General features: G+C 66.4%; 18 protein-coding genes and 1 pseudogene. 12 read left to right on the forward strand and 7 right to left on the reverse strand.

The window, feature by feature from the left end; translation table 11 throughout:
* The first annotated feature begins 91 nt into the window (after positions 1–91).
* The 6 genes and pseudogenes from BW970_RS02005 (at position 92) to arsJ (ending at position 5,218) form a co-directional block, all read left to right on the forward strand.
* The gene (locus tag BW970_RS02005; protein ID WP_076528197.1) at positions 92–412 is read left to right on the forward strand and encodes an ArsR/SmtB family transcription factor; all 321 of its coding nucleotides are present in this window, start codon (positions 92–94) and stop codon (positions 410–412) included.
* Positions 409–1,427, forward strand: a pseudogene (gene arsB / locus BW970_RS02010) (ACR3 family arsenite efflux transporter). Before BW970_RS02005 ends, arsB begins: the two are co-directional and overlap by 4 nt.
* Before the next feature lie 80 nt (positions 1,428–1,507).
* Positions 1,508–2,356 (forward strand): arsenate reductase/protein-tyrosine-phosphatase family protein, encoded by an 849-nt coding sequence (locus tag BW970_RS02015; protein WP_076528199.1) that lies wholly within the window; start codon positions 1,508–1,510, stop codon positions 2,354–2,356.
* Between the two features lie 5 nt (positions 2,357–2,361).
* The gene (locus BW970_RS02020) at positions 2,362–3,372 is read left to right on the forward strand and encodes an ArsJ-associated glyceraldehyde-3-phosphate dehydrogenase (RefSeq protein WP_076528201.1); all 1,011 of its coding nucleotides are present in this window, start codon (positions 2,362–2,364) and stop codon (positions 3,370–3,372) included.
* Positions 3,369–3,959, forward strand: coding sequence for a cation efflux transmembrane domain-containing protein (locus tag BW970_RS02025; RefSeq protein WP_076528203.1), 591 nt, complete (start codon positions 3,369–3,371; stop codon positions 3,957–3,959). The genes BW970_RS02020 and BW970_RS02025 overlap by 4 nt, the downstream gene beginning before the upstream one ends.
* The gene (gene arsJ / locus BW970_RS02030) at positions 3,956–5,218 is read left to right on the forward strand and encodes an organoarsenical effux MFS transporter ArsJ (protein WP_076528205.1); all 1,263 of its coding nucleotides are present in this window, start codon (positions 3,956–3,958) and stop codon (positions 5,216–5,218) included. Before BW970_RS02025 ends, arsJ begins: the two co-directional genes overlap by 4 nt.
* Here arsJ and BW970_RS02035 read toward each other — a convergent pair.
* The 7 genes from BW970_RS02035 to BW970_RS02065 all read right to left on the reverse strand — a co-directional run bounded on the left by BW970_RS02035 (position 5,205) and on the right by BW970_RS02065 (position 11,929).
* Complete coding sequence (locus BW970_RS02035) at positions 5,205–6,365, reverse strand: MFS transporter (protein WP_083701094.1); 1,161 nt, start codon at positions 6,363–6,365, stop codon at positions 5,205–5,207. The two genes, arsJ and BW970_RS02035, sit on opposite strands and share 14 nt — an antisense overlap.
* On the reverse strand, positions 6,356–7,753 hold the full coding sequence (locus BW970_RS02040) for an NAD(P)-binding domain-containing protein (RefSeq protein ID WP_076528207.1): 1,398 nt from the start codon (positions 7,751–7,753) through the stop codon (positions 6,356–6,358). Before BW970_RS02040 ends, BW970_RS02035 begins: the two co-directional genes overlap by 10 nt.
* A gap of 54 nt (positions 7,754–7,807) precedes the next feature.
* On the reverse strand, positions 7,808–8,110 hold the full coding sequence (locus BW970_RS02045; RefSeq protein WP_076528209.1) for an ArsR/SmtB family transcription factor: 303 nt from the start codon (positions 8,108–8,110) through the stop codon (positions 7,808–7,810).
* Between the two features lie 85 nt (positions 8,111–8,195).
* Positions 8,196–9,368, reverse strand: coding sequence for an NAD(P)/FAD-dependent oxidoreductase (locus BW970_RS02050; RefSeq protein WP_076528211.1), 1,173 nt, complete (start codon positions 9,366–9,368; stop codon positions 8,196–8,198).
* Positions 9,365–10,759: an FAD/NAD(P)-dependent oxidoreductase gene (locus BW970_RS02055; RefSeq protein WP_076528213.1), complete on the reverse strand. Its 1,395-nt coding sequence runs from the start codon at positions 10,757–10,759 to the stop codon at positions 9,365–9,367. The genes BW970_RS02050 and BW970_RS02055 overlap by 4 nt, the downstream gene beginning before the upstream one ends.
* Positions 10,749–11,063, reverse strand: coding sequence for a (2Fe-2S)-binding protein (locus tag BW970_RS02060; protein WP_076528216.1), 315 nt, complete (start codon positions 11,061–11,063; stop codon positions 10,749–10,751). Before BW970_RS02060 ends, BW970_RS02055 begins: the two co-directional genes overlap by 11 nt.
* Positions 11,064–11,149: 86 nt before the next feature.
* Entirely contained in the window at positions 11,150–11,929 is a 780-nt protein-coding gene (locus BW970_RS02065; RefSeq protein WP_076528218.1) for an IclR family transcriptional regulator, read from the reverse strand.
* A 229-nt stretch (positions 11,930–12,158) separates the two neighbouring features.
* Here BW970_RS02065 and BW970_RS02070 point away from each other — a divergent pair, with 229 nt between their 5' ends.
* The 6 genes from BW970_RS02070 to BW970_RS02095 all read left to right on the forward strand — a co-directional run bounded on the left by BW970_RS02070 (position 12,159) and on the right by BW970_RS02095 (position 19,665).
* Positions 12,159–12,929: an enoyl-CoA hydratase/isomerase family protein gene (locus tag BW970_RS02070; protein WP_144038846.1), complete on the forward strand. Its 771-nt coding sequence runs from the start codon at positions 12,159–12,161 to the stop codon at positions 12,927–12,929.
* A gap of 91 nt (positions 12,930–13,020) precedes the next feature.
* Positions 13,021–14,079 carry an ABC transporter substrate-binding protein gene (locus BW970_RS02075; protein WP_076528221.1) on the forward strand — a complete coding sequence of 353 codons (1,059 nt, stop codon included), beginning with the start codon at positions 13,021–13,023 and terminating at the stop codon, positions 14,077–14,079.
* An 81-nt stretch (positions 14,080–14,160) separates the two neighbouring features.
* Positions 14,161–15,243, forward strand: coding sequence for an ABC transporter ATP-binding protein (locus BW970_RS02080; RefSeq protein WP_076528223.1), 1,083 nt, complete (start codon positions 14,161–14,163; stop codon positions 15,241–15,243).
* Positions 15,240–16,985, forward strand: coding sequence for an ABC transporter permease subunit (locus tag BW970_RS02085; protein ID WP_076528224.1), 1,746 nt, complete (start codon positions 15,240–15,242; stop codon positions 16,983–16,985). Before BW970_RS02080 ends, BW970_RS02085 begins: the two co-directional genes overlap by 4 nt.
* Entirely contained in the window at positions 16,982–18,571 is a 1,590-nt protein-coding gene (locus tag BW970_RS02090) for a class I adenylate-forming enzyme family protein (protein ID WP_229740424.1), read from the forward strand. The genes BW970_RS02085 and BW970_RS02090 overlap by 4 nt, the downstream gene beginning before the upstream one ends.
* Positions 18,568–19,665: a hypothetical protein gene (locus tag BW970_RS02095; RefSeq protein ID WP_076528226.1), complete on the forward strand. Its 1,098-nt coding sequence runs from the start codon at positions 18,568–18,570 to the stop codon at positions 19,663–19,665. Before BW970_RS02090 ends, BW970_RS02095 begins: the two co-directional genes overlap by 4 nt.
* Positions 19,666–19,788 lie beyond the last annotated feature (123 nt).

Raw genomic sequence — 19,788 nt, forward strand, 5'->3', positions numbered from 1 at the left:
CGCCCGTGCAAGGGGGATTGCAGGGCAGGGCGATACGCTATATCGCTTATCGTCGATCAACGAACAAGGTGCGGCCTATGTCCGACTCCCCATGTCCGAAGACAGAGTGATTGCCGAACTGGCCAAAGCATTGGCCCATCCTGCGCGGCTACATATCCTGCGGGTTCTGATGGCCACACCCGGATGTATCGGTGGCGATATCGTCGGCGCTGTCGGCCTGGCGCAATCGACGGTGTCCGAGCATCTGCGGATCCTGAAGGCGGCCGGGCTGATCACCGGCGAGATTTCTGGCCCGCGCATCTGCTATGCCATCAATCCGGCGGCAGTGCAGCCTTTGACCGCCTTTGTCACGCTGCTGGCCGTGCCCGTCGGGGATGCCTGCTGTCCGCCTGCAACCGGAGTTTGCGCATGAGTCTGTTCGAACGTTGGCTGACCCTGTGGGTCGCGCTGTGCATCCTGGCCGGTCTGGTGCTGGGCACACAGTTGCCGGGGCTGTTCGGCGCGCTGGCCGGGCTGGAAATCGCCTCGGTCAACCTTGTCGTGGCGGTGCTGATCTGGGCGATGGTCTATCCGATGATGATCGCCATCGACTTCGGCTCGCTCAAGGCTGTGGGGCAGCGGCCCAAGGGGCTGGTCATCACGCTGGTGGTCAACTGGCTGATCAAGCCGTTTACCATGGCCGCGCTGGCGGTGCTGTTCTTTGATCATGTCTTTGCAGGACTCGTGGATCCCGCGCGCGCGCCGGAATATATCGCGGGCCTGATCCTGCTGGGGGCGGCCCCCTGTACGGCCATGGTGTTTGTCTGGTCGCAACTGACCAAGGGCGATCCGAACTACACTCTGGTGCAGGTATCGGTGAATGACCTGATCATGGTGGTGGCCTTTGCGCCGATCGTCGCGTTCTTGCTGGGGGTGACGGACATATCGGTGCCGTGGGAGACGCTGATCCTGTCGGTGGTGCTGTATATCGTCATCCCGCTGATCGCCGGCACGCTGACGCGCGCAGCACTTCTTGGCAAGGGCGGCGATGCGGCGGTGGCCGCGTTCACTGCGCGGATCAAGCCGGCTCGGTGCTGGGCCTGTTGCTGACCGTCGTGTTGCTGTTCGGCTTTCAGGGGCCGGTGATCCTGGCGCAGCCGCTGCTGATCGCATTGATCGCGGTGCCGATCCTCCTGCAATCCTACGGCATCTTTGCACTTGGCTATGCCTGGGCCTGGGCGTGGCGGGTGCCGCACAAGGTGGCGGCGCCTTGCGCATTGATCGGCACGTCAAATTTCTTCGAACTGGCGGTGGCGGTTGCCATCGGCCTGTTCGGGCTGAATTCCGGCGCGGCACTGGCAACTGTGGTGGGGGTACTGGTCGAGGTGCCGGTGATGCTGACGCTGGTCGCCTTTGCCAACCGGACCAGAGAACGGTTCCCTGCCTGACCCTTGGCCATCCGGCAGGTGGGGCGGGGTGTCATGGAAATGTCACTGGACATGCTCAATGATTCCATTATTCAGGAAATATGGAATCGAATAGCGCCGCCCTTGCCTTCTCCACGCTTGGCCACCCTGGCCGTCTTGCCGTCTTTCGGCTGTTGATGCGGTTTGCGCCCCAAGGGGTGCGACCGACCGAGATTGCCGCCGCCCTGGGGCTGCGGCCCAACACCCTGTCGCATCATCTGGCCGATCTGGTGGCGGCAGGGCTTGTGCAGGTGAACCGGCAGGGCCGGTCGCTGTTCTATACGACCGACCTTCACACAACTGACGCGTTGATCGGGTATCTGGCCTTGGATGTGGGGCGGGCCCGGCCGGATCTGATGACCGCGATTCGCGTTTCCACAAAGGAGAGGCCCGTGACAGGCGACGCTGCATACAACGTTCTGTTCATCTGTTCGGGCAATTCGGCCCGTTCCATCTTTGCCGAGGCGCTGTTGCGCGATCTGGGCGGCGGCCGGTTCGTGGCCCATTCCGGCGGCACGCGGCCCGGCGCGCAGGTAAACCCCCATGCGCTGGAGGTGCTGGCGCGCAACGGGCATTCCGCCGCCGGATTGCGGTCCAAGCACATATCCGAGTTTCAGGGCAAGGGCGCCCCGGTGATGGATTTCGTCTTCACCGTCTGTGATACCGCCGCCGCCGAGGAGTGCCCGCCCTGGCCGGGCCAGCCGATCACGGGGCATTGGGGGCTGCCCGATCCGGTCAAGGTGGTGGGGACGGAGGCGGAAAAGGCGCTGGCCTTTGCCCAGACCTATGGCGCAATGCGGCGGCGGATCGCGGTTTTTGCCGAACTGCCCTTTGGAACGCTGGACCGTCTGGCGCTGCAATCCCGCATCGACGGGATCGGGGCCGATGCGCTGGCCCTTGGGAAAGGTTGATCGTGATGACCCGTATTGCCCTCAATGGCCTTGGCCGCATCGGAAAGCTGGTGCTGCGCGACCTGATCGACACCGGGGCGGGTGGCGATATCGTTCTGCTGAACGATCCGGTCGGCGATGCCGGGCAGCACGCGCTGCTGATGGAATTCGACAGTGTGCATGGCCGCTGGTCCACGCCTGTCGGTCATGCAGACGGGGCGCTGGTGCTGAACGGCCGATCCGTTCGCCTGACCCATGAAAAGACCATTTCCGCGCTGCCCCTGGCCGAGATGGGGGTCGATCTGGTGATCGACTGTACCGGGGTGTTCAAGACCGCTGCCAAGATTGCCCCCTATTTCGAGGCCGGGGTCAAAAAGGTTGCGGTCAGTTCGCCGGTCAAGGATGGCGGCGCGCTGAACCTGGTCTATGGCGTCAATCATCATCTGTATGATGGTGGGCAGACCATCGTGACAGCCGCATCCTGCACCACGAACTGCCTTGCGCCGGTGGTCAAGGTGATCCATGAAACGCTGGGCATCCGGCATGGGTCGATCACCACGATCCACGACGTCACCAATACCCAGACCATCGTGGACCGCCCGGACAAGGACATGCGCCGCGCGCGGTCGGCGCTGATGAACCTGATCCCGACCACCACGGGCAGTGCCACGGCGATCACGCTGATCTATCCCGAACTCAAGGGGCGCCTGAACGGCCATGCGGTGCGGGTGCCGCTGCTGAACGCATCGCTGACCGATTGTGTGTTCGAGGTGGAGCGGGCGACCTCGGCCGAAGAGGTGAACGCCCTGTTCAAGGCTGCCGCCGAGGGGCCGTTGCAGGGCATTCTGGGCTTCGAGCCGCGCCCGCTGGTGTCATGCGATTTCACCAATGACCGGCGGTCGTCCATCATTGATGGCCCGTCCACCATGGTGATCAACGGAACCCAGGTCAAAATCTATGCCTGGTATGACAACGAATGGGGCTATGCCTGCCGCCTGGCCGACATCGTCCGCATGATGGCGGAGAGCCTGAGGTGACACGTTTCCAGAAAGGCGCGCTTGTCCTTGCGCTGCTGCTCAACCTGAGCGTCGCGCTGCTCGAGATCCTTGCAGGGCTGTGGGCGCGGTCGGTCGCGCTGCTGGCCGATGCGGCGCATTTCGTCGAGGACAGCGCGATCTATCTGCTGGCACTGCTGATCACCGGATCGACCGCCGCCGCCGAGCGGCGCTTTGCGCTGGCAATTGCGGTGTTGATGATGGCGCCGGGCGTGATGGCGGCGGCGCAGGTTGTCCGGCGCCTGGCCGACCCGGCCCCGCCACATGCGGCGGCTGTGGTCGCCGTGTCGGGCCTGGCGCTGATGGCGAACCTGCTGGGCGCGGCGATCATCCTGGCAGCGCGGCGCGGGCCTGCGCCGGAACCGCTTGGCCTGCGCGCCGCCTGGTATGCCTCGCGCCACGATGCCATGGGGAATATCGCCATGATCGGCGCCGGTCTGGCGGTGGCCGCAACCGGGCAGGGGTGGCCGGAACTTGTGGTCGGGGTCGGGGTTGCGTTGCTGCATCTGTCGGGGGCGGTGGCCATCCTGTCCTGTGTCTGCCTTCGCTCGACGCGGGCCGTGCGATGAGCGGCGCCTCCGCGGCGCAGGGAACCTCCTTGCGTGCCTATGCCGCCGTGACGGCCGCCTACTGGGCCTTCATGCTGTCGGACGGCGCGTTGCGGATGCTGGTGCTGCTGCATTTCAACACGCTGGGCTTTTCGCCGGTCCAACTGGCCTGGCTGTTCCTGCTGTACGAACTGGCCGGGATCGTGACCAATCTGGCCGCCGGGTGGCTGGCGGCGCGCTTTGGGCTGGCGGCCACGCTCTATGGCGGGCTGGCGTTGCAGATCGGCGCGCTGGTGGCCCTGGCGCAGCTTGATCCGGGCTGGAGCATCGCGGCCTCGGTCGCCTTTGTCATGGCGGTGCAGGGCGTGTCGGGGGTGGCCAAGGATCTGGCCAAGATGTCATCGAAATCGGCGGTCAAGCTGCTGGCACCCAAAGAGAGCGGCGGCCTGTTCCGTTGGGTGGCGCTGTTGACCGGATCGAAGAATGCGGTCAAGGGCCTGGGCTTTTTTCTGGGCGCCGTGCTGCTGGGTCTGGCCGGGTTCGGCCCGGCGGTCTGGGGCATGGCGGCGGTGCTGGCGGCAATTCTGGTTGCGGTGGTGCTGTTCTTGCCCGCGGGCCTGCCGGGCCGCATGAAATCCGAGGATGGCTGGGGCGGCTGGCGGTCGCGCGATGCACGGGTCAACCGGCTGTCCCTGGCGCGGATGTTCCTGTTCGGTGCGCGGGACGTGTGGTTTGTCGTGGGGATTCCGGTCTATTTCCAGTCGGTGCTGTCGGATGGCACCGCCGAGGGGCGGCGCGAGGCGTTCTTTCTGGTCGGCGGTTTCATGGCATTGTGGATCATCGCCTATGGCGTGGTGCAGGCCATGGCGCCGCGCATTCTGGGGGGCAAGGACCAGCCGGATTCGGTGACGACGGCAAAGGCCATCTTCTGGGCCGGGCTTCTGGTGCCGATTCCCTTTGCGCTGGCGGTGGCGGCTTGGGTCGCGGATGGCCCCGCGCTGTGGCTTACCGTGACTCTGGTGGTGGGGTTGCTGGTGTTCGGCTTTGTCTTTGCGGTGAATTCCTCGGTGCATTCCTATCTGATCCTGGCCTTTGGATCGGCGGATCGGATCACGCGGGATGTCGGCTTTTACTACATGGCGAATGCGGCGGGCCGGTTGACGGGAACCCTGTTGTCGGGGGTCAGCTACCAGATCGGCGGGTTGCCGCTGTGTCTGGCCACCGCCGGGGGGATGGCGGCGGCCAGTTGGCTGGCCGCGCGCCGTCTCAGTTCCGTCTGAGCCACAGCAGCGCGGCGGTGGCGGCCAGCCCGATCCCCGCCGTCAGCCAGATGGCCGATAGCCCCCAGCCCGTCAGCGCCGCGCCAAAGACCAAGGGGGCAGCCGCCTGCATCACCCGCGCGGGCGCCCCCAGCCAGCCCAGCCGTTGCCCGTATCCGGCAGCCCCGAACAGCGCCAGCGGCAGCGTGCCCTTGGCAATGGTCAGAATCCCGTTTCCCGCCCCGTGCAGCAGGGCAAAGGCATAGGCCGCAGGCCCGCCGAACGCCACCAGCCCCACTGCGGCGACAGGATGGGCCGCCGCGGCCAGCCGGGCAGAGACGAGCGGATGAAACCGGCGCAGCAGTCCGAATTCCAGCACCCGCGCCGCCACCTGCGCCGGGCCGATCAGGGCGCCGGCGGCGATGGCCATGGCCGTGCTTGCCCCGGCGGCCTGCAACAGGCCCGGCAGATGCGCCGCCATCGCGGTGGAGTTGAACCAGGTCGCCGCAAAGACGAAGGCCAGCAGCAGCATGGCCCCGCGCGGCGGCGGTGGGGCTTCGGGCTCGGGCGCGGCAGGTCTGGGCGCAGGCGCCGCACCTGCGGGCAACAGCGCATTCAGCGGCAGCGCGATGGCCAGATGGATCAGCGCCCAGCCCAGGCAGGCCTCGCGCCAGCCCCAGGTGGCCAGCATCACCCCCGACAACGGCCAGCCGATCGTGCTGGCAAATCCGGCGATCAGCGTGATGCCGGTGATCGGCCCGCGCGCCTCGCGCCCGTATATCCCGGCCAGCGTGGCAAAGGCGGCCTCGTACAGCCCCATCCCCATGCCCAGCCCGATCAGCGCCCAGCCAGCGAACATCATCACGGGATCCGGCGCAACGGCCAGCCCCCCCAGCCCGGCGGCAAAGACAAGGTTCGACAGCATCAGCACGCCGCGCCCACCGTACCTGTCGATCCGTGCCCCGGCCCAGGGGCCGACCATGGCCGATACCACCAGCGCCATCGAAAAGGCGCCGAACACCCAGACCGGCGACAGGCCGAAGCTGTCGGCCATGGGCACCGCCAGCACGGCCGGAATATAGTAGCTGGAGGCCCAGCCGATGGTTTGCGCCGTGCCAAGCGCCGTCACCATCGGCCCGCGTCGTGCCGGGGACAGGCTCAGCAACATGCCCCGGCCTTTTGCCCTGCACCCTTGGGCGTGGCAGGGCCGCAACCTGCGCTGGCGCCACGCCCTGAACCCGATCCCGAACTCGAACCGCCGTTCGCCTCGGCGCCACAACCGCCCTTGGCCCCGGCCGGGGCCGGATCGCCGCAGCAGCCCGCCGCCGCCACTGCCGCCACAGCCGAGAGCGACGGGCCGCTGCACACGCCGGTTTCCGGCAATACCAGCTCCACCCGTGCCGCCGCGGCATGATCCCCGGCAAGGGCAGCAGCGATAGAGCGCACTTGTTCATGCCCCGTCGCCAACAGAAAGGTGGGCGCGCGGCCATAGGATTTCATCCCTGCGATGAAGAATCCCGGTTCGGGATGCGCCAGCTCTGCGGCGCCATGCGGGCGCACCGTCCCGCAGGAATGCAGGTTGGGGTCGATCAGCGGCGCCAGCGCAGGCGGGCATTCCAGCGCCGGATCCAGTGCCACGCGCACCTCGCGCAGCATCGCCAGATCGGGGCGAAACCCGGTCGATATGATCAGCGCGTCCAGCGCGATCCGCCGCCCGTCGCTGGCCACCGCCAGCATCGGGTCCGTTCCCTCGATGCCGGACAGCCGGAAGCCGGTTTCCAGCACCACCCGCTGCCCGGATACAAGCCTCGCCATCTCCAGCCCCAGCGCGCCGCGCGCGGCCAGTTGATCCGCTGCGCCACCGCCAAGCGCGCGGGTGACGCTGTCGGCCCGGCACAGCCACACCGGAACGGTTCCGGGCAGGGCTGCCAGCGCCATCAGGTTGCCGATCGCCGAATGGCCGCCGCCCAGGACCCCGACCCGCCGCCCCTGGTACCGGGCCCGCGCCTGTCCCTGGATATCGGGCATTCCATGGTCCACCTGCGGATGCCCGGCCTCGCCCGGCACCATCAGCCCGGCACCGCCCGGATTGGGCTGAAACCAGGTTCCTGTGGTGTCGATCACCGCCTCGGCACGGTGCAGGGTGCGCCCCTCCGGCCCTTCTGTCGCCACGACAAAGGGCGTGGTCGCACGTCCGGCATTCTTGACCTTGTCCAGCCCGTCGCGTGCCACGGCCACGACGCGCTGGTTCAGGCGCAGCCAGGGGGACAGGCTGCGCCCCAGCGGCTCCAGATAAGAAGATATCAGATCGGCGCCGGTCGGATGGGCCTCGGGGTCGGGTGCCAGCCAGCCGTTGCGCTGCAATAGCCGGGCCGCCGCCGTGTCGATATTGTACCGCCAGTTCGAAAACATCGGCACATGGCGCCAGGCCCGCACCGCGTGAGCGACCGTATCGCCCTGTTCCAGGATCAGCGGCGTCATGCCCCGTTCCAGCACATGGGCGGCAGCGGCAAGACCCACCGGGCCCGCGCCAAGGATTGCGACTGTCTTTGCCATCGGCATATTCCTTTATTTCTGGAAATATGGAAATATGGGGCGTCAAATTTCGCGTCAGGGCGACGTCGACGGCGCATCGGCGCAGCATTCATCGGCCAGATCGTTGATCAGACCCTGCATCACGGCATAGTTGGTGCGACAGATCAGCGATGTTCCGGCCCGCTCCTGCTGGATCAGATCCACCTGCACCAACGCGCGGCAATGGTGCGACAGGGTAGAACCGGGGATCCCCAGCCGGTCCTGGATCTGCCCCATCGACAGCCCGGCATCCCCGGCCCGCACAAGCAGGCGGTACAACCGCAGGCGCGTGGCATTTCCCAATGCGGCAAGCCGGGAGGCAGCGAGATCGACATCCATTGCGTGTTCCTTTTTCTGTATTTCTAGAATCATCGAAATAAAATGTCAAGCAAAGCGTCATGCCCCCGATTCCCCGCCGCAGGTGTCATCCCGCCGACTTGCCCTGATCGAATTCAGCCGCCAACTTGTCGCTGACCCTGACCGGGCCGGAAAAGCGGTCGATGGCATAGGGTGCCAGATCGACCGGGCCTGGGGTGCCACAGACCAGATGGGCAAGGCATTCCCCGACCGCCGGTGCGATCTGAAACCCGCCGCCGCTGCCGCCAAAGGCATGGAACAGGCCAGGGGTCGTCCGGCTGGCCCCGATCACCGGCAGCATGTCGGGCAGATATCCTTCGACCCCGGACCAGACGCGGATCACCTCGGCATTGCGCAGCGCGGGGACGTGCTGCGCGATGGCCCGCATTCCAGCCAGCGTCTTGGCAGGGGGGACAAAGGTATGCTGGCCATCCGCATTCGCCATGGTGCGCGGATAGCCCGCAAAGATCACATTGCCGCGCGGGATCTGACGCAGGATCAGATCGCCCTCGATGGCATAGACCGACGGGCGCAGCGCATAGGGCAACGGCTCGGTGACAAACTGCGGCGGCCCTGCGGAAAACAGCGGCACGGCCTCGTCAAACTGCGCGCTGATGGCTCCGGCCCATCCCCCGGCGGCATTGACCAGCCGCCCGGCCGCAAGCGCGCCCAGCGCGGGCCCGCTGACGCAGAACCCGCTTTCGCTGCGCTTGATCGCGGTCGCGGCGCAATGCTCGAACAGCACGCCCCCGGCCCGGACCAGCGCCCGGACCACTGCCGGCGTGGCCAGGCGCGGATTGGCCACCGCGCAGCGCGGCGAATACGAGGCGATCATCCCGTCCTGCGCTGCCAGCCATGGCATGGCGCGGCGCAGGTCCGCCCCTTGCCACAGTGCGATGTCCAGCCCGCAGGCGCGCGAATTGTCCGCATAGGCCAGCAACTTCTTGCGCCCGGCCTCGGTGCGGGCAAAGTAGATCATCCCGTTGCGGTCATAGTCGCAATCTTCCCCGATCACCGTCTCGAAGGTTTCCCAGACCTGCTGCGCCAACAGTGACAGCGGATATTGCTCGACCGAGCGGCCCTGTAGCCGCAGGCCACCGAAATTCGCGCCGCTGGACTGCGCCCCGACGGCCCCGCGTTCCACCAGCGCCACGCGTTGGCCCATGCGCGCCAGATGCAGCGCGGTAAAGGCACCGAACAGCCCGGCGCCGATCACGATCACATCAAAGTGCCGGGTCATGGGGACATGCCCTCCTCTTCGGCGCTGCCGATGGGAATCGGGCGCACCGGCGCCTGTGCGCGCAGGCGTCCGACCGCTGCGGCGGGGCGGCCGCTTGTCACCGCGGTCAGATCCTGCAAGGTCAGGCCACAATACCGGCCCTGACAGCGGCCCATGCCGCAGCGGGTGATCGCCTTGACGCGGTTCACATCTGCCGGGCCTGCAACCTGGGTGATGGCCTGCCGGATCTGCCCGGCGGTGACACGTTCGCAGCGGCAGACGATGGTCTCGTCCGGCAACCGGGCGGTCTGATCCTGCGGCCAGCGAAAGGCTGTGGCGAGATGATGCTGGAACCGGCGCAACCGCCGGACCGAGCGGCGCAGTGCGAGTAGATTATCTGCCAGCGGTCGCGTCCCCTCTGGCTGCGCGGCCAGCATGGACAGGGCGGCCAGCCGCCCGCTGCGCGCGGCGGCACTCCGCCCGCCGGTCATTGCCCCATCGCCTGCCAGCCACAGATGCGGTCCGGCACGCCCGTCGGGATCGGTGATCGGAAACCAGCCCCGCAGTGCAGGATCGAAGTGGAATTCTGCCCCGGCCAGTTCGGCCAGTTGGGTTTCGGGCCGCAGCCCCTGGCCAAAGGCCAGCGCGTCGCACTCCAACCGTTCGGACCGGCCATCGGCATGGTGGATCTCGATACCATCCAGGCGGTCCATCCCCGTGGCGCGCGCCACCTGCGCGCCGAACACCAGCCGCACGCCCGCTGCCCGCAACTCGCGCATCAGGCCCAGCCCCTCCAGCAGCGTTCCCGGCGCCGTCAGCGCCATGCCGGGGGCGGCCCGCAGCTTGGCGGCCATGGGTGTGCTGTCGATCACGGTCAGATCGCGCAGGCCCATGCGCAGGTATTGCACGGCTGCCAGATACAATAGCGGTGAGGCCCCCGCAAAGACCACGCGCTGCCCGATCAGGGCCGCGTGCTGCTTCAGCGCCACCTGCGCGCCACCCAGGGCAAAGACGCCGGGCAATGTCCAGCCGGGAAAGGCCAGACAGCGGTCGGTCGCGCCGGTGGCGATCAGCAAGCGGTCAAAGGGCAAGGTTTCGTGCCGCCCCTGGTGCACAACATGCAGCGCCGTGCCGAACACGCCCCAGACCAGCGTGCCGGGCCGCCAGTCGCAGGCCGCCAGAACGCGATCCTCCTGCGCCTCGCGCCATGCCGTGTCGCGGGCGCCGGTCGGCCCCAACAACCGATGGGCCGCAGGGGCAAGGCCGGGGGCAAGCCGGCGCGTGCCCTGACCGCCAGGCCGCGCCGCCTCGTCCAGCACGATGGGGCGCATCCCGGCTTCGACCAGCGCCGCCGCCGCGCCCAGGCCCGCCGGTCCGGCGCCGACAATCACCGGGGGCAGGTCAGCGGCCATGGTCCACCCCGACAGCAGGCGGCTGGCGCCGCAGGACCATCCCGTCGCGCACCTCGGTCATGCAGGCGCGCAGGCGCTGGCCCGTCGCGGTCCAGATGGTGCAATCCTGGCAGGCACCCATCAGGCAGAACCCCGAGCGCGGCGCCTGATCGAACTCTGACCGCCCCGTCATCTCGCCGACTGCAAGCAATGCGGTGATCAGGCTTTCCCCGCGGCAGGCGGGGATTTCCCTGTCGTCGATCCAAAGTGTCACATCCGCGCGGCGCGGGCCGACGGGATACAGCAGAGGGTGGGCGTCTGGCATGTTTTATATTGCTATGCAATAATTGATATTGCATCAAGGGAAGCGCAATCCGCCCAATCTGTCAATCGCTATTCCGCACGGGCGTGTCAGAACGAGATGCCCCGCGCCGCGGCCGTCACCAGATGGGGAAAGGTTTCCAGAAACTGCGCCCGTTCCATGCGCGCCAGCGGCACCGCCATGCTGACCGCCCCCACAACCTCGCCGCTGGCGCCAATGATCGGCGCGGCCACCGAAGCATCACCATGATAGATTTCATCAAAGGCGGCCGCATAGCCATTGCGGCGGGCTTCGGCGATGCGCGCGAGTATCTCGTCAATGTCGGTCGGGGTGGCGGGGGTGTGGGCCAGCAGGTCGGACTGGGCCAGGATCTCGCGCACCGCCGCATCGGGCAGCCGCGACAGGATCGCCCGGCCCGGTGCCGTACAATAGGCGGGCAGGCGCGAGCCGGAGATGACATCGGTGTTCAGCATCCGGCGGCTGAGATAGCGCGAGACGAACACGATTTCCGTCCCGTCCAGAACGGTCAGGCTGACGGCCTCTTCGGTTTCCTTGCTCAGATGCAGCAGCACCGGCATGGCACGGTCCACCAGGCGGGATCCGCGAATGTAGTGATAGGCCAGATCCAGCGTCTTGATCGACAGTTCGAACTGACGCGTCACCGGATCCTTGCGCAGATAGCCCAGCTGCGTGAGCGTGTGGGTGAACCGTTGCGCGGTGCTGACATCCATGTCGGTCAACTGCGCGATCTGCGACAGCGTCAGCGAGCCATGGCCCTTGTCGAATACGGTCAGAACCCGGAACGCCTTGGCGACGGATTGCACCATCAGCGGGTCATTGCGTTTTGCCTTGGGCGTTTCGTTGAGCATGACTCTTCCACCATAACAACAGGATAGGGGCAGATTTCGCCCCGCCCCGCCTTGCCGCGACCGCCCCGGCAGATGCCGTGGGGCCGCAGCGACACGCGGGGCGCAGAACCGGCCCTCTGGCGTCTGCATAGCCCCATCGCATGTGCGCTGCAATTTTTTCGCTTGACCAAAGATGTATCGGATCACAAAATACAATAAGACTTATTGAAATGCAATAATGGAGCTTGATGTGACAGAGTTCGTGCTGGTCGAGACCCTGGGCCGCATCCGGCGGTTGACCCTGAACCGCCCCGAGAAGATGAATGCCTGGAACACGCCGATGCGTGACCAGCTGATCGCCGCGCTGGAGGCGGCCGAGGCGGATCCGCAGATTGGCGCGATCATTCTGACCGGGGCAGGCGACCGCGCCTTTGGGGCCGGGCAGGATCTGGCCGAAAGCAAGGAATTCGATGCCGACCGGGCCGAGGCCTGGATGGGCGAATGGAAACGGCTTTACAACTTGTTCCGCATGGGATCGAAGCCCATCGTGGCCGCGCTGAACGGCGTTGCGGCGGGTTCGGCCTTTCAGGTCGCGCTGCTGTGTGACCTGCGCGTCGGGCATCCCGGTGTCAAGATGGGCCAGCCCGAGATCAATTCGGGCATCGCCACGGTGACGGGCAGCTGGATCATGCGCGAAATCCTTGGCCTTGCGCGCACGATCGACCTGACCTTGACTGGCCGGATGCTGGATGCCGAAGAGGCGCTGTCGTTCGGTCTGATGTCGCGCCTTGTGCCGCAAGACAAGGTGCAGGATGCCGCGCTGGAACTGGCCGAACTGCTGGCCGGCAAGCCGCCGGTTGCGATGCGCCTGAACCGGATGCGCTTTGCCGAACTGACGCAGGAAGGCTTTGACGAGACGATGTCCTCGGGCGTGCGCATCCAGCGCCAGTCCTATGCCTCGGGAGAGCCGCAAAAGATGATGCAGGCGTTTCTGGCCGCCAAGGCCGCGAAACGCGCGTGATCCTGTTTTCCCCGGCCCGCTGTGCGCGGGCCGGGGCCAAGACCGAGCATCGACCCACGATGCCGCATTTCAGCCAACAGAGGAGAGACCGATGACCAAGACCACATCCTTCCGCTTTTCACGTCGTGGCGCGCTGATCGCCGGGGCCGCCGCGCTGGCCACGCCGATGCTGTCGCGCAAGGCATGGGCCAGCCAGTCGCTGGTGGTGGCCGATCCTGGCGGGCCGTTTTCCGAAGGCTATCGCAAGGCGTTCTACGACACATTCACCGCAGAGACCGGTATTGCCATCAATGGCGTTGCGCGTGATGCCGAACCGACCGCGCAGTTCAAGTCCATCGTCGAGACGAAATCCTACATCTGGGATGTCTGCACGCTGACCCTGTCGGCGCGGCTGATCCTGGAAGAGGCCGATCTGCTGGAACCGCTGAACCTTGATCCGGCCAAAGTCACCGACATCATGCCTGCGGCGGTGCATCCCAACATGCTGGGGATCGACGTCTATTCCACGGTGATGGCCTATAACACCGACACCCTGAAACAGGCACCCGAAGGCTGGGCGGCGTTCTGGGACACCGCGCGCTATCCGGGCCGCCGCGCCCTGCGTCGCAACCCCATCGACACGCTGGAAATCGCCCTGATGGCCGATGGCGTGGCGCCTGCGGATCTGTATCCGCTGGATGTGGACCGCGCCTTCCGCAAGCTGGACGAAATCAAGGACCAGATTGATGTCTGGTGGACCGGCGGCGCGCAATCGACCCAGTTGCTGGAAAGCGGCGAGGTGGACATGATCGCGGGGTGGAACGCACGGTTCCAGGCCGCGATCGACAATGGGGCACCGGCCCGGATCGTGTGGAACGGCGGGCTTTATTCGATCGAGGGCTGGGGCGTTCCCAAGGGCAACCCCAAGGCCGATCTGGCCCGCGAATTCGTCGCCTTCTGCACTGACGGGGCAATGCAGGCGAAGTTCACCGACGACCTGGCCTATGGCCCCACCAACCTGCGCGCCTACGACCATATCGCGCCGGAACGCGCCGCGATCCTGCCGACGGCGCCGCAGAACCTTGAGGTGATGTCGCTGGCCTCTGAACCGTTCTGGAAGGCGAACCGCGCCGAACTGACCGAACGGTTCAACGCCTGGCTGCTGGTCTAGGCTATATAGTGCGGGGGGGAACGTTTCCCCCCCGCATCCGACCCCTTCTTCTGTCCACCATCGAGATACTCAGGAGCCCCGATGACTTCGGAATCCCGACAGAACAAACTTTTGCTCGAGGGTCTCTCGAAGCGGTACGGCAGCTTCACCGCCCTCGAACCGACCAGCCTTGCGGTCGAGGATGGCGAATTCCTGACCCTGCTTGGCCCGTCGGGATCCGGCAAGACGACACTGCTTCAGATGGTGTCGGGGCTGGCCGAGCCGACATCGGGCCGGTTGTGGGTGGATGGCGAGGATTGGACGCATCGCCCGGTCAATCAGCGCGGCATGGGGCTGGTGTTCCAGCACTACGCCCTGTTTCCGCATATGACCGTGGCCGAGAATGTCGCCTTTCCCTTGCAGATGCGCAAACTGTCGGGTGCTGATCTGCGCGCGCGGGTCGACGAGACCTTGAAGAAGGTGCAGCTCGACAGTTTTGCCCACCGCTATCCCAAGGAACTCTCGGGTGGCCAGCAACAGCGTGTCGCGCTGGCGCGCTGCTTTGTGTTCCGCCCCCGGTTGATCCTGATGGACGAGCCGTTGGGCGCGCTGGACAAGTCGCTGCGCGAACACATGCAACTGGAGATCCGGCGCCTGCACAAGGAATTCGGCACCACCGTGATCTATGTGACCCACGATCAGGAAGAGGCCCTTGTCATGTCTGACCGGATCTGCGTGATGAACCACGCGCGGGTCGAACAACTGGGCACGCCGCGGCAGATCTATTCGGATCCCGAAACCCTGTTCGCGGCAACCTTCATTGGTCATTCCAACGTGTTGCGCGGCAAGCGTATTTCGGCGGATGAGTCCCAGGGCGTGATCCGCACGGCGATGGGTGAGTTTCACGGCGGCTACACCGCGCGCGACCGCAGCGCCGAGGATGTGGCGCTGATCGTGCGCCCCGAACACATGCGCATCGGGCCCGCCCCCTCTGCCGAATTCGAGGGGCTGTCCGGGCGGGTGCATGATCTGGTCTATGTCGGGGCGGAAACCCGGTTGCTGCTGATGCTGTCGGATGGCAGCGAAATCATGCTGCGCCACGATCCCGGCATCGGCGCGCAACCCGCCATCGGGGATATGCTGCCGGTGCACTGGGCCAGATCCGTGGCGAGGATCGTGGCATGACGGCGGCAGCGATCCCCGTGGCCATGCGCCGGATGCTGCGCCCGCGCCCCTTGTGGCTGGTGCTGCCTGCGGTGGCGCTGTTGGCGGTGTTCTTTCTGTTTCCCATGGCGCGGCTGTTCATGCTGGGGGTGCAGGATCCGGCCACCGGCGCCTTTACCGCCGAACATTATGTGCGTCTGGCCGAAACCCCGGTCTATTGGCGCATCCTGGGCATCACCTTTCGCATTGCGATCCTGACGGCGCTGTTTTCGGTGCTGCTGGGCTATCCGCTGGCCTTGTGGCTGTCGCGCATGGACAGCCGGCGGCAGGCGGTCATGGCCTTGCTGGTGCTGCTGCCGTTCTGGACCTCGTATCTGGTCAAGACCTTTGCCTGGATGATCCTGCTGGGTCATCGCGGCGTGCTGAACACGCTGTTCGTCGAGGCCGGGGTGATCGAAAGCCCCATGCGCCTGATGTACAACGAACTAGGCGTCGTGATCGGCATGGTCCATGCCATGATGCCGCTGGCGGTGCTGACCATGCTGCCGGTGATGAACGGCATCGACCGGCGCCTGACCCTTGCGGCGGGCACGCTGGGGGCAGGGCGGGCGCAGCGGTTCTGGCTGGTCTATTTCCCGCTGTCGATGCCGGGGGCCGCGGCGGCGGGGCTGCTGACCTTCATCACCTCGCTGGGCTTTTTCATCGTTCCGGCGTTCCTGGGCGGGCGCGGGCAGACCATGCTGGCGCAGACCATCATTTCGCAGGTGCAGGAACTGGTGAACTGGTCCTTTGCTGCGGTGCTGGCCAGCTTCATGGTTGCTGCGGCGCTGATTTCGATCTGGATCTACAACCGCTTTTTCGGTCTGTCGGCCATTTCCGGCGGCGCCTCCAGCGGCGATGGTCCGGCCGGTGGCAAGCTGCTGCGCGGGGTGGGGCAGCGCATCCTGCGGTTCATGGCCTGGGTCTCCGGTCCGTTCGACCGGCTGGGCGCGCGGGACGGGGCCGATGGCCGTGGCTTTGCCGTCTATCCCTGGCTGGCCATCGCCTTTCTGATCGCGCCGACGCTGGTGGTGTTCCCGCTGGCCTTCACCTCGGCGGGATCGCTGCAATTCCCGCCGCCGGGCTATTCGCTGCGCTGGTTCGAGCAATATCTGAACTCGCCGGTCTGGATCTCGGCCACGCTGCGTTCGTTCGGGGTGGCACTGGCAACGGCCTTTTGCGCCACGGTGCTGGGCGGGTTGGCGGCGCTGGCGCTGGCGCGGTCCAGCTCGCGCTGGAATGGCCCGATCTTTGCGCTGATGCTGGCGCCGATGGTGGTGCCGCGCATCGTGGTGGCGGTCGGGCTGTTCTATCTGATGGCGCAGATCGGACTGGTGGCGACCAACACCGGGTTGATCATCGGCCACACGCTGCTGGCGATCCCCTATTGCTTCATCACCATCGGCGCGGTGCTCAAAAGCTATGACTGGCGGTTGAACCAGGCAGCCGAAACGCTGGGCGCCGGACGGCTGACCATCCTGCGGCGCATCACCTTGCCGTTGCTGCGGGGCGGGGTGATTTCGGCGGGGCTGTTCGCCTTTGTCACCTCGTTCGACGAACTGACCATTGCGATCTTCATCTCGGGTGGATTGCGCACCACATTGCCCAAGCAGATGTGGGACGACATGTTCCTGCAACTGAACCCCACCCTTGCGGCGGTGTCGGTCGTGGTGCTGCTGATCGTCACGCTGATCCTGCTGGTCGCCCAGAAACTCCAGAAATGAAACAGACCGGCGCCGCTGGCGCCGGGACGAACAATCAGGGTTCACTTCAGATGTACATCCAGGGATTGGCGAACCGGCTGCAGGACATTGCAGACAGGGTGCCAGAGCGTGTCTTTGCGCAGACGGCAGAGGGCGCGCTGACCTTCGGCCAGATCGGCGCGGCGGCCAATGAGGTGGCGGCACGGTTGCTTGACCGCGAGCTGGTCAAGGGGGACCGCGTGGTCGTGATGATGGCCAACAGCCTGGGGGCGCTGGCCGTCATCCATGGGCTGATGCGGGCCGGGCTGGTCTGGGTGCCGGTCAATCCGTCGCTGGTGGGCGAGCCGCTGGCCCATGTGATCCGCACCACCCAGCCCGGACTGGTGATCTGCGACGCCGGGGTTGAACCGGCACTGGCCGACTGCGATGCCGCGCAGGGCATTCCGGTGGAAATCCTGCGCGATCGTGGCCTGCCAGCCGGGGGCGGCGTGCCTGCCACGTCCTGCCCCGACCCTGCCGATCTGGCGGCGATCATGTTCACCTCTGGTACGACGGGGCCCGCCAAGGGCGTGATGGTCAGCCACATGATGCTGGAACTGGCGGCCGAAGGGGTTGCGCTGTGTGCCGATCTGGTGCCGGGCGACAACCTGTTCATGTGGGAGCCGTTCTATCACATCGGCGGGGCGCAGGTGATCGTGCTGCCGTTGATCCGCGATGTTCACCTGACCATTGCCGACCGCTTCAGCGCCTCGCGGTTCTGGCAGGATGTGGCTCAGGGCGGATGCACGCATATCCATCATCTGGGCGGGATCATCCAGATCCTGCTCAAACAGCCGCCGGGGCCGCAGGACCGCGCCCACAAGGTGCGCATCGCCTGGGGCGGCGGTTGCGCCACCGAAGCCTGGCGCCCGTTCGAGGACAGGTTCGGGGTGCAGATCCGCGAATGCTATGGCATGACCGAATGTTCCAGCCTGACCACCTGGAACGACGAAGGCGTCGTCGGGGCCGTCGGTCGCCCGATGCCATGGTTCGACATCGACCTGCGGGCCGAGGACGGGCGCATCCTGGGGCCGGGCGAGGGGCGGGGCGAAATCGTCGTGCGCAGCAGCCTGTCCGGCGCCATCACCCAAGGGTATTTCCGCAATCCCGAGGCCACCGCCAGGGCGCTGCGCCCCGAGGGGTTCCGCACCGGCGATCTGGGATCATGGGATGCCGAAGGGCGGCTGTTCTTTCATGGCCGCATGACGGATTCCGTGCGCTGCAAGGGCGAGAATGTCTCGGCCTTCGAGGTGGAAAGCGTGGCCGCGCGCCATCCGCAGGTGGTGGATGCCGCCATGGTGGGCGTGAAGGCGGATATCGGCGAAAACGACATCCTGCTGTTCATCCAGCCGCAGCCGGGCCACAGCCCGGATCCGGCCGAGATCTGGCAATGGATGGCCCGCCAGCTCGCCCCGCATCAGCGCCCGCGCTACATCGCCCTTGTGCCCGACTTTCCCCGCACACCCAGCCAGCGCATTCAGAAGCATCTGCTGCCCGACGATCCCGCCCTGCGGTGGGACAGGCTGTCGGCGGCGGCGCTTGTCACCCCACAGGAGGCCCGCCCATGACCTGCGACATACTGATCACCGGAACCGGCATGTTCGCCGGTCGCATTGCCCTGGATCTGGCTGCCACGGCGCGGGATCCGGTTCGCGTGGTGATCGCCGGGCGCAACCGCACGCGGCTGGACTGGTTGCGCACCGCCGGAAATGCGCGGGCGGCGATGTTCGGTACACCTGCCCGCTTTGCCACCCAGCCCATCGACCTGCTGGAGCCGGAGGCCAGCGAAGCGTTGATCCGCGCACATCGGCCCCGCCTGGTGGTTCAGGCCGCCTCGATCCAGACCTCAACCGTGATTTCGGATGGCGGATCGCGCTGGACCGATCTGGTGGCCGAGGGCGGGCTAAGCGCCACCGCCGTATTCCAGGCGCTGATTTCGGGCCGCATGGCGGCGGCGATCAGCGCGCTTTCACCCCGGACACGGCTGATCAACTGTTCCTTCCCCGATGTGGTCAACGGCATGATCACCGAAATGGGGCATCAGGTGCTGTGCGGCACCGGCAATGTCGCGATCCTGTCGAATGTGTTCGAAGGGGCGCGGGACGGCCTGCCCGACGGGCGGTTGCGCGTTCTGGCGCAGTACCAGTGCCTTGCGCCCTGGCGTCTGGCGCCCGAGGCGCGGACAGGTGCCTTTGCCCCCCGTGTCTTTGTCGGTGACCGGGAACTGGACGATCCGTTCGCCACCTTTCGCCAATGCCGGTTGACCCCCGAACCCGCCATCGAGATTTCCGGCGCCTCGGGCGTGACGCTGATGCTGGCGCTGATCGCCGGGCGGCCATGGCAGGGGCATGTGCCGGGACCGAATGGCCTTGCCGGCGGATATCCGGTGCGGTTGCAGGGGGATCGCCTGGCCCTTGATCTGCCTGCCGGTGTGGCCGAGGCCGAGGCCATCGCCTGGAACGATGCCTTTGAACGCCGCAACGGCCTGACCGTCTCGCAGGGCCGCGCCTGCTATCACGGGCGGCTGCGCGCATTGCTGGAAGAGGCGGGATGGCCCCATGCCGGGGGATTTGACCTGGCCGCGCTGGAACCCGTCTGCCAGGATATGGCAATGCTCCGCGACCGGCTGATGGCCCAGCCATCGGCCCGTCCGGCGGCCTGACGCCCCAATCCGCAGCCCGGCCTGATACACAAGGCGGAAATCCATGGTCACGACCCTGAATTTTTCCGATGCGACGGTTTCCAATCCCCTGGCACTGTCCTACCTTCTGCGCGCAGACAGGGG

Origin of the sequence: Gemmobacter megaterium, from assembly GCF_900156815.1 — a bacterium.
Lineage (GTDB): Bacteria > Pseudomonadota > Alphaproteobacteria > Rhodobacterales > Rhodobacteraceae > Wagnerdoeblera > Wagnerdoeblera megaterium.